The 12,634-nt window shown below is 38.1% G+C and carries 14 protein-coding genes and 1 tRNA gene; 8 read left to right on the top strand and 7 right to left on the bottom strand.

Annotated elements, in window-relative coordinates; all coding sequences use genetic code 11:
- Window positions 1–65 precede the first annotated feature (65 nt).
- From F885_RS21320 to F885_RS02320, 4 genes are all read right to left on the bottom strand, one after another.
- Entirely contained in the window at window positions 66–566 is a 501-nt protein-coding gene (locus F885_RS21320; protein ID WP_225761728.1) for a hypothetical protein, read from the bottom strand.
- On the bottom strand, window positions 523–1,098 hold the full coding sequence (locus F885_RS21315) for a patatin-like phospholipase family protein (RefSeq protein ID WP_005322381.1): 576 nt from the start codon (window positions 1,096–1,098) through the stop codon (window positions 523–525). Before F885_RS21315 ends, F885_RS21320 begins: the two co-directional genes overlap by 44 nt.
- A 233-nt stretch (window positions 1,099–1,331) precedes the next feature.
- Complete coding sequence (locus F885_RS02315) at window positions 1,332–2,045, bottom strand: hypothetical protein (RefSeq protein WP_005206227.1); 714 nt, start codon at window positions 2,043–2,045, stop codon at window positions 1,332–1,334.
- Between the two features lie 159 nt (window positions 2,046–2,204).
- On the bottom strand, window positions 2,205–3,275 hold the full coding sequence (locus tag F885_RS02320; protein ID WP_005322375.1) for a hypothetical protein: 1,071 nt from the start codon (window positions 3,273–3,275) through the stop codon (window positions 2,205–2,207).
- A 331-nt stretch (window positions 3,276–3,606) separates the two neighbouring features.
- Between F885_RS02320 and F885_RS02325 the strand changes: the two genes are divergently transcribed.
- Together F885_RS02325 and F885_RS21310 are read left to right on the top strand one after the other, a co-directional pair.
- Window positions 3,607–3,801, top strand: coding sequence for a hypothetical protein (locus F885_RS02325; protein WP_005206232.1), 195 nt, complete (start codon window positions 3,607–3,609; stop codon window positions 3,799–3,801).
- Window positions 3,802–4,014: 213 nt separating this feature from the next.
- Window positions 4,015–4,230 (top strand): hypothetical protein, encoded by a 216-nt coding sequence (locus tag F885_RS21310; RefSeq protein WP_005206234.1) that lies wholly within the window; start codon window positions 4,015–4,017, stop codon window positions 4,228–4,230.
- A gap of 32 nt (window positions 4,231–4,262) precedes the next feature.
- Here F885_RS21310 and F885_RS02335 read toward each other — a convergent pair whose 3' ends face one another.
- The 3 genes from F885_RS02335 to F885_RS02345 all read right to left on the bottom strand — a co-directional run bounded on the left by F885_RS02335 (window position 4,263) and on the right by F885_RS02345 (window position 5,708).
- Window positions 4,263–5,231, bottom strand: coding sequence for a hypothetical protein (locus tag F885_RS02335; protein WP_005206236.1), 969 nt, complete (start codon window positions 5,229–5,231; stop codon window positions 4,263–4,265).
- A 29-nt stretch (window positions 5,232–5,260) separates the two neighbouring features.
- Window positions 5,261–5,503 carry a hypothetical protein gene (locus F885_RS02340; protein ID WP_005206238.1) on the bottom strand — a complete coding sequence of 81 codons (243 nt, stop codon included), beginning with the start codon at window positions 5,501–5,503 and terminating at the stop codon, window positions 5,261–5,263.
- A gap of 118 nt (window positions 5,504–5,621) precedes the next feature.
- Window positions 5,622–5,708, bottom strand: a tRNA-Leu gene (locus F885_RS02345).
- A 180-nt stretch (window positions 5,709–5,888) separates the two neighbouring features.
- On the opposite strand from F885_RS02345, the gene queA reads away from it, so the two are divergent.
- The 6 genes from queA to secD all read left to right on the top strand — a co-directional run bounded on the left by queA (window position 5,889) and on the right by secD (window position 12,626).
- Entirely contained in the window at window positions 5,889–6,926 is a 1,038-nt protein-coding gene (gene queA / locus F885_RS02350; protein ID WP_005322373.1) for a tRNA preQ1(34) S-adenosylmethionine ribosyltransferase-isomerase QueA, read from the top strand.
- A gap of 178 nt (window positions 6,927–7,104) precedes the next feature.
- Window positions 7,105–8,133: a hypothetical protein gene (locus F885_RS02355; RefSeq protein ID WP_005206302.1), complete on the top strand. Its 1,029-nt coding sequence runs from the start codon at window positions 7,105–7,107 to the stop codon at window positions 8,131–8,133.
- Between the two features lie 31 nt (window positions 8,134–8,164).
- Complete coding sequence (locus F885_RS02360; protein ID WP_005322371.1) at window positions 8,165–8,734, top strand: LemA family protein; 570 nt, start codon at window positions 8,165–8,167, stop codon at window positions 8,732–8,734.
- 370 nt (window positions 8,735–9,104) lie between these two features.
- Window positions 9,105–10,235: a tRNA guanosine(34) transglycosylase Tgt gene (gene tgt / locus F885_RS02365; protein ID WP_005322369.1), complete on the top strand. Its 1,131-nt coding sequence runs from the start codon at window positions 9,105–9,107 to the stop codon at window positions 10,233–10,235.
- Window positions 10,236–10,343: 108 nt separating this feature from the next.
- Window positions 10,344–10,673 (top strand): preprotein translocase subunit YajC, encoded by a 330-nt coding sequence (yajC, locus tag F885_RS02370; protein ID WP_004802702.1) that lies wholly within the window; start codon window positions 10,344–10,346, stop codon window positions 10,671–10,673.
- A gap of 51 nt (window positions 10,674–10,724) precedes the next feature.
- Entirely contained in the window at window positions 10,725–12,626 is a 1,902-nt protein-coding gene (secD, locus tag F885_RS02375; RefSeq protein WP_005322367.1) for a protein translocase subunit SecD, read from the top strand.
- The last annotated feature ends 8 nt before the right edge of the window (window positions 12,627–12,634 follow it).

Here is a 12,634-nt window from a genome sequence, read left to right as displayed (position 1 = left end):
TTACCCCCTATTTAGTGTGTCACCACTTGATTTAAAATACTGCAACAAACTGTTTTTTTATATGTTTATAGTCTATTAATAGGATTTTCTTCAGGATTTTCAAACCATTTAAAATATGCTTCTGTTCCCTTAATTCCTTCATTGATTAAAGCAAGCTTCTTCTCTTTTTTAAGTTTAAAGTCCGTTGTTTTTACATCTAATGTATTGATATATATAGTTCTCTGCCAATCATCACTGTGTAGATGCTGATTTTCTTGGGCATTCATTACTGCTGATATGAGAGCTCCAGCATAATCAAAAAAACTACTGATTTTGTTAGCTTCACCCTTTTCACCGTATCTGAATAACCCAATCTCCTTCTGAGTGTCTAATCTTATTCCTAAGGTCTGTTTATTGTATGTATATGGGCTTCTGTCTGGTTGATCGAGAAGAAAGCTGGCATTTTCGCGATTATAATAATCAACACTTCTAGCCGCCTCACTTTCTGAGGCCATATCAATATATTTTTCTCGATCAAATAATTTAACTGGATAGTTGAGTAACACCCCCCCCATCAACATATACATTCTCTGGGGAACCATAATTAACGGCTGTGAAAAATAAAGGAATTGACATACTTATACGCAGAGCATCCACTAATGCCATATCTTCATGTCTTTCAACTGAAAATACTTCAAGATAACCTGTTGAAAGATTTGTTCCGATTACATGAAGTTCGGGTCTGCCCGCATTTTTTAAGTCTTTAAAGGTGGCCTTACGATTGCCAAGTTTTTTTCCGACTAGGTCTCCGATCCATGTTAAGAAATAATCACCTTTATTCCATCCATATTCACTCATTAATCTCTTGATATCACTAGTTATCAGGAATGAATTATCCATGAACTTTTCAAAGTCAGTCGATGATAAAATCTCTTTCTGTTCTTGATTGGTATATCCCAGTGCAAATAATAATGCATTGATCGCACCAGCACTTGTTCCGCCTACTCTTCTTATTTCTTTCAACAGTCCCCGTTGTTCCAAGATTTGCATCGCTCCAACATATGCAATTCCTTTAACTCCACCACCTTCAAAACATAAATTTCTGAATTGTACTGTCATGATTGATTACCTCCTGTAATCAAAATTCAAAATTATTTTAATTAATAAATACAAGATGTTGTGAAGAATAATTATCATCTTATAAAAAATAATAACTCATTTAGGCTTTTAGATACAAGAGTATCTTAGATACTTGACCACGCTATATCTAAAAATAGATTCAATTAATTTTAGTTGTAGTATCTGACTTCATCGAATAGGTTCGTAATTAGCGCGCATAAACCCTTCTAACCTCACAAATCTAAGTCTAATTGTTCATTTGGTTTTATCTTTTCTAGCTCCAAAAATTTCTTAGCAAACTTTGGAGCAAGTAAAGACTGGACAATTAATATTGATAAAATAAAAGCAGGAAGGAAATACAACAAGGTTCTTTCTATGAAAGTCACTTTAGGAATTGTATAACCCAATATTTCATTTACTTTAAAAATTTCTGCAATAAAGAAGGGACTCATGAGACCAATGTTCAAAGTGAAATATATGAAAAAAGCAGCACGCTCCATCCATTTAATCTTTGAGTCCGAGTAGCCAGCTTTTATTCTAAAGCTATCATTTTCCCTTGTTAAAAATGAACTTCCTCTCTTATATAGCCGGATCGCTCTCTCTTTTTCTTTACATGTCAAAATATAAGATAGAGCATCCAAGTTACTGTTCTTAAAGTTGAGAAACCTGCTTAGCTTTAATACATTAATATGGTGTTGAATCCCATCCTTATATTCACTAAGTGTTGAATCGTTAAGAAAAGCGGTTTTCTCTGCTAATTCTCTATCAAATTTATTTTTATGATGCTCTGAATAGTCTTTAATACTCGAAATAAACCCAGACTTTCCCGTAAAGTACAACCCTATAAATACGAGAATAAGAATGAGAACAGTCCATATAAAAAATATGCTTGTTCCATCTTCAATCAATTTTGCTATAAGACTATTAACATCAACATTCACAGCCATTATTTTTTACCTATAAATTTTATTGTCTGATTGATCAGCATCACTCTTATCATTTCCCTTATACCCCCCAAAAAAATATCGAACATAAACCGTATAGCCTTTAGGAGTTTCTTCTAAAAGAATTGAATGGCGAACAAGAAGTTCAATATAAGTTCGTTCCTACCTTTTCGTGGAATCCATTTTAATATTTAAGTTACTGATCAGATTCAGTTTTTTATCTTCTTTGCTACTTGATAAGTCTTTTACAGATTTCAAAAACTCTGTATTAGCCTTGATATTTTCATGCATCAAGTTTTCACCACCAGTATAACTATCATTATGAATACTATTTCCAAAATATTTATATGCCAAATCGAATCTAATTTTATTCCGCATTTCTTCCGGCAAAGACTCAATATATCGAGGAAAACCAGATAATTCTTTTGCAGTTCTATATGATTCATCAGCTAAACGTCGATTCATAAAAGAGCGTTTTAACAAAAAAGCAGCCAGTGTTGTCGACAATATCAACACTGATATCTTTTGAATATAAAATGATATATCAGCAACATGTTTTTTATCAGAAAAACCAATAGAAAAAACTCCAAAATCTATATCTGAAATATAAACATTAAAGCCCAAAAAGTACAAAAACATAACAACAATCAAAGAATAAAACAAATACTCATATATATTAGATATTTTATTAAACCTATAATAATCTTCATCATACAAGTCTTTAATAGTCTTATTTCTTAAATCATCTAGCAAAACATTAGATTCTGAAAGATTCGCTTTGAATCTACTAAAATTAGGATACCATTCATTAGAAATCGCTATAGCTCTATCAAAATCTTCCATTGCAACTATATATTCTACAATTATTGCTAAGCTATTTTCTAAATCTTTTATTTTCAATTTAAAATTAGAATCTGAAACATTAGGCAATTCTTCAATTTTTCGCCCTGAATTATTTAACTCAGTATTAAGCCAGCTACTACTAATTTTATCTAAAACTTTTTTATTTTCAGCTAAAGTAGAAACTATGACGTCTAGACATAATGAAGACTCTTCAAAATCAGAATCAAAATCATGGCTATCAACTTGCAACGCAACTCTACGCTTATTGAAAAAATTCAATAAGTTCTGCGCCAAAATTAAATTCTTATAATGTGGATTCTTTTTTGAAAGCTCATCATTTTCTAAAGTAATATTGTCTTTTACATCATCTCTAGAAATTATTTCTTCCATTCCCCACCCCAAAAATTATTATAAAATCTTGACGCCATTATAGTATCTAAGCTACTCTTTTAAGTACAGAGTAAACTTTACTCTCACCACAGCAAAATCTGTGGCAGGCGTAGGAACCTGAAAATATCATTGAACTAAGACGCAAAAGTCCGTCATGGGCTATTTTTTTGCGTAAAATTCAGCTTTGCTGTTCTATGGCAGGCTGGACAGGGCAGCCTTTGGCTGGCCGCTTCTTAGTTCGCGGTATTTCCTACCCCTGTTCAGTCTGTCTCCATTACCGTAGGAAAGTATTGGATTCAGGTTTTAATAAACTTGAACTAGGAATTAGCAAATGAAACCATTCGCTTCTAAGCATTCTCATACTCAAAATAATCTCAAAGAACATACCCCTGTTTATGACATGGTGGCATTCCGTCGAAAATCCCGACAACTCAAACTCCGCAAACGCTTCAAAAGCCTTATTGAAGGTGGCCTTGTTTCACTCATTGTGGGCTTGACCATTACCCTATTGTTTTTAGGTCATTAATCTAAATTTTACTTATCTATTTATGCCAACTTTATAAACTTAATAGGTAAAAGCTAAGTTTATTCAGTACATAAATTAAAATTTATTACATCTAAAGTTTTGGAAATTATAGGGTTTATCGGAAATATAGAGCGTCATCGACTGTCGTCAGACTCTATATTTCTCACTCTAAATTGAAGACAATACGCCCATGATCAATAGACAGGGGGAGCAATGCACTCAACGTTAGACATAGACAGCCATAAGAAAATGTCGGCTGAAGAAATATTGGAACAGATTGAATTTCCATTGGAAAACTTAGAAAGCTTTTTATACGCAATGACAAAAATGAAAGTGGATGACCACCTAACAGAAAAGGAATTTTCGGCGATCATCAACACGATCCATCATCAAGTGTGCAACATATCCAGAGCCGTTCAGACTAAGTAATAAAAAACCCAGCTTATGCTGGGTTTCTTAAATTATTTATTTTCATTAGCAAATATTTCTCTCCATTTAATTAAACTAAAGTGAGAATTTTTATGAAACTTTAAACCAAATTTTTCAAAACTTTTATGATGAAAACTATTAAATATTTTTGTATTTTCTAAACTAGAAAGTAAAGTTGTTCGAAATGGTGCGATAAAAAATAAAACTACTTGTTCCGAAAGGTTCATTGAATTGCTAATAACTTTAAGAAAAAATTTTCGATCTTCCTTTTTCAAATTTGAACTCTTAATCAAAGTAAATAAGCTCACATAAATTTGAAAATAATCTAACAATGGATAAAAATTATCTCCCGAATTTAATTCTTTAGAAATTAAATGAAATTTTGCTCTAATCATAGGCGGATTTAAGTCTTCTAATTTGTCACCTTTCCATTCATTTCTTAATAATTTTACAAACTCCAAATGAAAGAGTCTAAAGACATCAATTCCCGTAAATTCTTTATCATTGTTTTTTATATATAATAATTTAAGCTTTTCATTCCTTAAATTTAATAAGGCATAAAATTGAGAAGTAAAAAAAGCTAGTTTTGTTTCATTAATTTGGGCATCATGAGTTTTTTTAGCTAAGCTTAATTGTTCTTCCATTGATTTTTTTGCTTGTAAAAGCTGTAAATTAGTTGACTCTTTCGCCTGTGCAACTTGTTCAGCAGTAGCGTCTCTAGCCTGTTTAAGCTGTTCTGACATCGCTTCTCTTGTATCTTTATTTGCTTGTCTCTGCAAATAGGTAGAATAAATAACAATGAGTAATGTTGCAGATGTAAAAAGTGTATTCAAACTTCCATAGATATCTCCCATGGAACCAAAATCTTCTAGATTATCTTTTGTTGAACCTATTCCGATCATTAACCATTTGAAAAATAATGGAAACAGTCCCCACCCTATCAATAAGATAATAAATACAACAATAGCTAAAACAACTTTTTGGGTATTAGTTAGTCCCATTTTTATTACTCAATTACATTTATTTTCAATTATTTAAACTGATTCGCATAAGTCTCAACAAGTGAAACTAAGCCCCCACGCATTTCTTCACGCGTCTGTCTGTATAGCTGCACCAGCTTCTGTTCTTGTTCTGACAGCTCACTTCCCTTCACTTCTGTTGTCCCCCACAGAATAAATGGAATATTAAAGCCACGCTCTTCAAGACGATCTAACTGGTTCATATCCAGCGGTGCACTATGCTTTTCATAACGCACCACAGAATTCTTTTTCACCTGCAATATTTCAGCAAATTTTATCTAAATTTTGAAGCGTAAATCCAATAATAAATATACAAATAATAAGCATTAAAAAACCCCAAGCCTTTAATACCAGCTTGGGGTCTTTGAATCTTGGTCCCGAGGGTCGGACTCGAACCGACACGTCATCTCTGACAGCGGATTTTGAGTCCGCCGCGTCTACCAATTTCACCACCTCGGGAAGAGTGCGATGCTTTGTGTTGCGTATAATAACCTGTTTGATTTTATTGTCAAACACTAACTCACGCTTATTGCTCACTTTTAAATCACTCAGATATTTTTCTCTCAATAAACACGCGAACTCAGCGAGAAAACGCAAAAAAGACTATACTACGCCCAATTTTTGCAATGTTTTAGATGTATGCAACTCTCCGACTTTTCGTTTGATCTCCCCGATGAACTTATTGCTCGCTATCCGTTAGACAGCCGTAGCGCATCTCGCCTGCTGCATATCGATGCGCAAGGTCAATATCACGACCACGCCTTTACCGATATTATTGACCTGCTCGAAGACGGTGATTTGCTGGTACTGAATGACACCAAAGTCATGAAAGCACGCTTAAAAGGCAAACGTGCGACAGGCGGAGCAATCGAAGTTCTGGTTGAACGCATGTTGGATACCCACACGGCTCATTGCCATATCAAATCAAGCAACTCACCTAAAGCAGGCGCAGAACTGTATATCGGTGAAGATGCAGTACCTGTCACCGTACAAGGTCGCCATGAAAATCTGTTTGTGGTGAAGTTTTCACAACCAATTTTGTCGGTACTGGATCAATACGGTCAACTGCCGATTCCACCTTATTTCAATCGTGAAGCCGAAGAGATTGATACCGAACGTTATCAAACCGTATTCCACGACCCTGAAAAAATTGCCAGTGTGGCAGCGCCGACTGCCAGTTTGCATTTCGACCAAGGCTTATTAGAAAAACTAGAAGCAAAAGGTGTGCAAAAAACCTTTGTCACGCTGCATGTCGGAGCAGGCACGTTTATGCCTGTGCGTACCACGGACATTACCAATCATATTATGCACAGTGAGTGGTGTGACGTACCTCAAGCGACCATTGACCTGATTTTGGCAACTAAAGCACGTGGTAATAAAGTCATTGCAGTCGGAACCACGGCGACCCGTGCCTTAGAAAGTGCAGCACAAGCCAATCAAGGCAAAATTGCAGCTTGGACTGGTGATACGCAAATCTTTCTCTATCCGGGTTATCAATTCTGTATCGTGGATCGTTTGATTACTAACTTCCATTTACCAGAATCAACCTTATTGATGTTGGTTTCAGCGCTATCCAATCGAGACAATATCTTAGCTGCTTATACCCATGCAGTTGAGCAACGTTATCGCTTCTTTAGTTATGGCGATGCAATGTTGGTGGATAAGCTCGACGCTTAATACTGATCAATCGACTAAATTACGGTTTAGTCGATTGTTACTATAAAAATGCTTTGGTAAAAGTCATTCATCCAAAATAATAAAACTCAACTAGATGCAGATTATAGACTTCTTAGTTTCTGAAATTTAAAGCATAATTCAAACAAGACCACCCCATTATAATGAAACGATTATTTCCATGCCGATCGACACTGTACAACAAGCGCTGCATATCAGACGTAAAAAAAATGCGCAGGTTTTTCGCAATATTGCACGATTGTGGGATGTTGGACAGAAAGCGCATAGTGATCAGGCTCTATTAGATGCCTTGCACCCATGGCGTGACGATCACAGCCTGCGTTTTTTTAATGTCCTACCCTATTTATTAGCACTGATCAGTGTTGGCACCTTGGTGTTTGGTTATTTCTTACATCCGCATATTCAATATATCTGGAGTCTACTCGGGGCATTTTTAACCGGTTTTCTGGCCTATCTGCTTTATGAACCACAAGAGCCATTAACGCGCGTCATCAATTATCTAGAAGAACGTATGACCGTATTACGCTATGGTTTGCAGTTCCAGCAATTGCCTGCTTATTTACCGATTCAAGCACAGCCACTTTTGGTGATCAGTAAGTTAAAACAACATTTCCCCCTATTTAATCGCGGCAATGAAGCCAACGAGATTACCCAATACGCGTCGACCACATGGCATGATGGCAATACAGAACATCAGGTTCTACTGTTTCAATATCACTATGTTAGTGAAATGCCGATCCTTCAGGATCAAAGCAGCGATAAGAAAATCGTTAAAGAAATCCATAAAGATTTGTGGGGCGCGTTTATTTTTCAAATGCCAGCCTTAGGAATTGCCGTCAGCAATCAACGTTCTCGTTTTTTTGAACCTTATACCAGCTCATGGCAAAGCAGCGATATTTTGATTAACCAAGAATTGAATATTTTTGGCTTAGATCAACACCGACTCGCAAAAGAGGTGAGCCCTAGTCTGACCTTAAAGTTACATGATTTTTTTCAACATTTTACAGGTGATTTAATTTATCATCATGAGGAACAAATCATGTGTTACGTCGGCGAACAAAATCTTTTCCAAACAGCCAGTAAACGCAGTGACATTCAGGATATTCCAGCATTACGTGGACATTTAAGAACCATGACCATGCCGCAATATCATAAGTTTCAACAATTGATGCTGAATTTAATTCGCTAATGATTGAGCAATAACAATAAGGGGAATGGCGATGACAGGTTTACTGATCTTCTTGGGAATTTTTGTCGCACTGATCGTGTGGGGCATTTCTATCCGTAATAATATCGTGCGTTATTTTAATGCCACCAAACGGGCATGGTCAGAAGTGGCCAACTTCGAACGTCAAAAAGTAAAGACACTAGAAGCCTTGGAAGCAACACTAGATCAATATACTCAGTTCGAAAAATCCACCTTGGAAAAAGTCACTGAGTTACGTCAACAGATTCTCAACCTGAATATGAATGACACGGATATTTCACAGTTACAACAGATTGAGAAAATGAGTAAGGAACTGATTCGTAGCCTGAATGTGGTGGTCGAAAATTATCCTGAGCTGAAAGCCGATGCGCTGTATAGCAAGATGATGGATGATATTCAGGAACAAAACGAAAATGTCGGTGCGGCAATCACCATCTTTAACCGCAACGTGGAATTATTTAATAACCAAATCGAAGTGTTCCCGAATAATCTGATCAATACGCTGACTTTATCCAAGAAAGCCATTCGCCCGTTTAAGGATAATCTGGCGACTGAAAATTTTGACTATAAGCCGAATTTTTAAATATCGAACAAGGCCCTCCTCTTATCTTCATAAGGTATTCGCTATCGTGAAGCGGCATGGATGCCGCTGGTAGCGGCTGCGGTATATGGACATACCGTCAGCCCTACAAAGGATTTTTGTTACTTTTCATCCGTGAAAAGTAAGGTCTACCTATACAAAAGATATCTTTTCTTGGAAATATATTGAGGTTATGCCTTTTTTTAATTATCGGAAAGAAAATTAAAATTTTATCAATTTCATTTCTAGCTACATTTAGTAGTAGAACTACACGCCATAATCGGGGAAAATAGCCGCTTTCGATCAGCGAACTGTTTTTTCGCCTCCTTGCGCTGCAATCAAAGTAGCACTTCGATCTTGCTCAGGTTATTACATGAAATTTGAAAAATTAGGCCAGTCGGGGCGCGCCCGTCGTGGTCGACTTACTTTAGAACATGGTGTGGTTGAAACCCCTGTGTTTATGCCAGTGGGTACTTATGGTACGGTTAAAGGCATGCTCCCGCGTGACATTGAAGAAATTCAGGCACAAATTATCTTAGGAAATACCTTCCACCTTTACTTACGTCCAGGTTTGGAAGTGATTAAAGAGCATGGCGGTCTGCATGAGTTTATCCAATGGGATAAACCAATTTTGACTGACTCAGGCGGTTTCCAAGTGTTTAGCTTGGGCGCAATGCGTAAAATCAAAGAAGAAGGTGTCACCTTCCGCTCTCCGATTGATGGTTCCAAGGTGTTCTTGTCTCCAGAAATTTCAATGGAAATCCAACATGTATTGAACTCAGATATCGTGATGATTTTTGATGAATGTACCCCTTACCCTGCCACGCATGAAGAAGCGCAAAAATCATTGCAGCTTTCTTTACGCTGGGCGAAACGTTGTAAAACTCACCACCATGATGAACTTAACAATAAAAATGCCTTATTCGGCATTATTCAAGGTGGTATGTACGAAGACCTGCGTGACGAGTCACTCAAAGGCTTGTTAGAAGTTGGTTTTGATGGTTATGCGATTGGCGGTCTTTCGGTCGGCGAACCGAAAGAAGAAATGATCAAGGTGCTTGATTATTTACCTAACAAAATGCCGCAAGACAAACCGCGTTACTTAATGGGTGTCGGTAAACCAGAGGATATCGTGGAAGCGGTTCGTCGTGGTGTCGATATGTTTGACTGTGTGATGCCAACCCGTAATGCCCGTAATGGTCATTATTTTGTTACCGATGGCCTAGTCAGAATCCGTAATAGTAAATATCGCCATGATAAAGGGCCTTTAGACCCACATTGTGATTGCTACACTTGTAAAAACTTTACTCGTGCCTATTTATATCATTTAGAGAAGTGTGGTGAGATGCTGGCATCAATGCTTGGCACCATCCACAACTTGCGTTACTACCAACGCCTGACGCAAGATATGCGTGATGCATTGGATAATGGCACATTTGATGAATACGTTCAGGACTTTTATGCCCGTCGTGGATTAGAAGTTCCAGCATGTCCAGAAGACTAAGCGGAACGATTTGCATCAAGATTTGCGCCTGATCGCAAGACAAGGTACATTGCAAAACGAATTGGAATTTATTGTTAATTTTTTGCCTTTTAATTTTAGGAAATCGAAATGAGTTTTTTCATCTCTACTGCTCACGCGGCTCCTGCTGCGACACAAGGTCCAAGCCTCATGGCAAACTTATTGATGATCGCGGTATTCATCGCAATCTTCTATTTCTTGATCTGGAGACCTCAGGCAAAACGTGCTAAAGAACATCGTTCTTTAATCGAAAGCTTGGGTGTAGGCAGCGAAATCGTGTTTGCTGGTGGTTTAATGGGGAGAATTACCAAGCTTGAAGGTGACTTTGCAGTAGTTGAACTCACTCGCGGTGTTGAGGTAAAAATCCAACGTGCGAGTGTCATTTCAGTATTACCTGAAGGCACATTAAATAACCTTTAATCATAAAATAGTCGTGCCTCAGCACGACTTTTTCATTTAAGAAGAAAGCGAATGCGTTACCCTGCATGGAAATATTTACTGATCCTTGTGGTACTTGTGATCAGTACGTTATATGCACTTCCAAGTCTGTATCCAGATGAACCTGCTGTCCAAATTTCTGGGGCAAAAGCAGGCACAAAAATTGATCAGACGATCGTGCAAAAAGCTGAGCAGATTTTAAAAACTGCCGACATTAGCAGTCATGACAATAGCTTTACCAATAACGCGGCATTATTACGTTTAAGCTCTTCTGAAGCGCAGTTAAAAGCCAAAGAAGTGTTACGCCGTGATTTAGGTGATGACTATGTAGTTGCCCTCAACCTTGCACCAACCACACCTGAGTGGTTGCAAAAAATTGGGGCGAAACCGATGAAACTCGGTTTGGACTTACGTGGCGGTGTACACTTCTTGCTCGAAGTCGACATGGATAAAGCAATTAGTCAGCGTATGGAAACATCAGCGACTGATTTGCGTCGTCAATTCCGTGATAACAAAATCAAATTTAACAACCTTGCTTTAAATAACAATACCATTACCGTCCAGTTTGCCAGCAATGCAGACCGTGATGCAGCGGCCGATTTTTTACGTCGTAATGGTAATGAATTTACTCAGCAAGCAGTTGCAACCTCATCTGGTGCAACCTTAAGACTGAATTATACCGACACTCGTCGTCAGGAAATTCAATCTTATGCAGTGAATCAAAACTTAACCACGCTACGTAACCGTATTAACGAACTCGGTGTGGCTGAAGCACTGGTACAAACCCAAGGTAGCAACCGTATTGTGGTTGAATTACCGGGTGTACAAGATACCGCAGAAGCAAAACGTGTCTTGGGTCGTACGGCGAACTTAGAGTTCCGTTTGGTTGCAGACAGTAATGATCAATATATTGACCCATATACGGGTAAATATAATGGTCAGCCGCTTCCTCCGGGGACTGAAGTCTTTGCTTATCAGTCTTTAGACAGTGGTCGTCAATTGCTGTTACAGCGTAACCGTATTTTGACCGGTGAACGTGTTCAAAATGCAAGTTCTGGCTTTAGCCAAGACTCTGGTGGTGCTGAAGTAAACATCACCCTAGACTCTTCTGGCGGTAAGTTGATGGCAGATGCCACTCGTGGTGCTGTCGGCAAACGTATGGCGGTCTTGTTTATCGAAAATAAACAAAAAATCTCTTATGTTGCTGATCCAAATACAGGGGTTCAAACTGAAGTTCGTACCCCATATACCGAATCTGTGGTGATCAACGCTGCGACGATCCAAGCGGTATTGGGTTCACAATTCCGTATTACTGGTCTAGATTCACCACAAGAAGCGGCTGAGCTTGCCTTGATGCTTCGTGCAGGTGCTTTGGCTGCGCCGATGTACTTCGTTGAAGAACGTGTCGTGGGTCCAAGTCTTGGTCAAGAAAACATTGATAAAGGTGTGTTATCGACCCAAATCGGTTTCTTACTGGTTGCGATTTGGATGATCGTGTTCTTCCGTCTATTCGGTTTAATCGCGAACTTTGCCTTGGTCTTCAACCTTGCCATAATCTTAACAGTAATGTCTTGGATTGGGGCTTCCCTCACCCTGCCGGGTATTGCAGGTATCGTGATTACCATTGGTATGGCGGTCGATGCCAACGTCCTGATCTGTGAACGAATACGAGAGGAAATGCTCTGGGGCGCCTCGCCAAAACAGGCGATTGTTGCCGGTTATGATCGCGCCTATAACACCATTCTTGACTCGAACTTAACCACGTTCATTGTTGCGTTTATTTTATTCGCGATTGGTACAGGTCCGATCAAAGGCTTCGCAGTCACCTTGATGATTGGTATTATTTGTTCGATGTTTACTGCAATTACAGTAACGCGTGCAATCGTACAGCTCATTTATGGCAAACGCCGTAATTTGAACAAGTTGAGTATTTAAGGAGATTC

Source organism: Acinetobacter higginsii (assembly GCF_000369845.1).
Lineage (GTDB): Bacteria > Pseudomonadota > Gammaproteobacteria > Pseudomonadales > Moraxellaceae > Acinetobacter > Acinetobacter higginsii.
Note: the sequence above shows the minus strand (reverse complement) of the source record. Positions and strands in the feature narration are given on the sequence as shown.

Coding starts and splice junctions, on each gene's coding strand:
- F885_RS02360 (WP_005322371.1), top strand. CDS start 8,165: ATGACAGGTTTACTGATCTTCTTGGGAATTTTTGTCGCACTGATCGTG.
- secD (WP_005322367.1), top strand. CDS start 10,725: ATGCGTTACCCTGCATGGAAATATTTACTGATCCTTGTGGTACTTGTG.
- F885_RS02320 (WP_005322375.1), bottom strand. CDS start 3,275: ATGGAAGAAATAATTTCTAGAGATGATGTAAAAGACAATATTACTTTA.
- F885_RS02325 (WP_005206232.1), top strand. CDS start 3,607: ATGAAACCATTCGCTTCTAAGCATTCTCATACTCAAAATAATCTCAAA.
- F885_RS21320 (WP_225761728.1), bottom strand. CDS start 566: ATGTATATGTTGATGGGGGGGGTGTTACTCAACTATCCAGTTAAATTA.
- F885_RS21315 (WP_005322381.1), bottom strand. CDS start 1,098: ATGACAGTACAATTCAGAAATTTATGTTTTGAAGGTGGTGGAGTTAAA.
- F885_RS02315 (WP_005206227.1), bottom strand. CDS start 2,045: ATGGCTGTGAATGTTGATGTTAATAGTCTTATAGCAAAATTGATTGAA.
- queA (WP_005322373.1), top strand. CDS start 5,889: ATGCAACTCTCCGACTTTTCGTTTGATCTCCCCGATGAACTTATTGCT.
- F885_RS02335 (WP_005206236.1), bottom strand. CDS start 5,231: ATGGGACTAACTAATACCCAAAAAGTTGTTTTAGCTATTGTTGTATTT.
- F885_RS21310 (WP_005206234.1), top strand. CDS start 4,015: ATGCACTCAACGTTAGACATAGACAGCCATAAGAAAATGTCGGCTGAA.
- yajC (WP_004802702.1), top strand. CDS start 10,344: ATGAGTTTTTTCATCTCTACTGCTCACGCGGCTCCTGCTGCGACACAA.
- tgt (WP_005322369.1), top strand. CDS start 9,105: ATGAAATTTGAAAAATTAGGCCAGTCGGGGCGCGCCCGTCGTGGTCGA.
- F885_RS02355 (WP_005206302.1), top strand. CDS start 7,105: ATGCCGATCGACACTGTACAACAAGCGCTGCATATCAGACGTAAAAAA.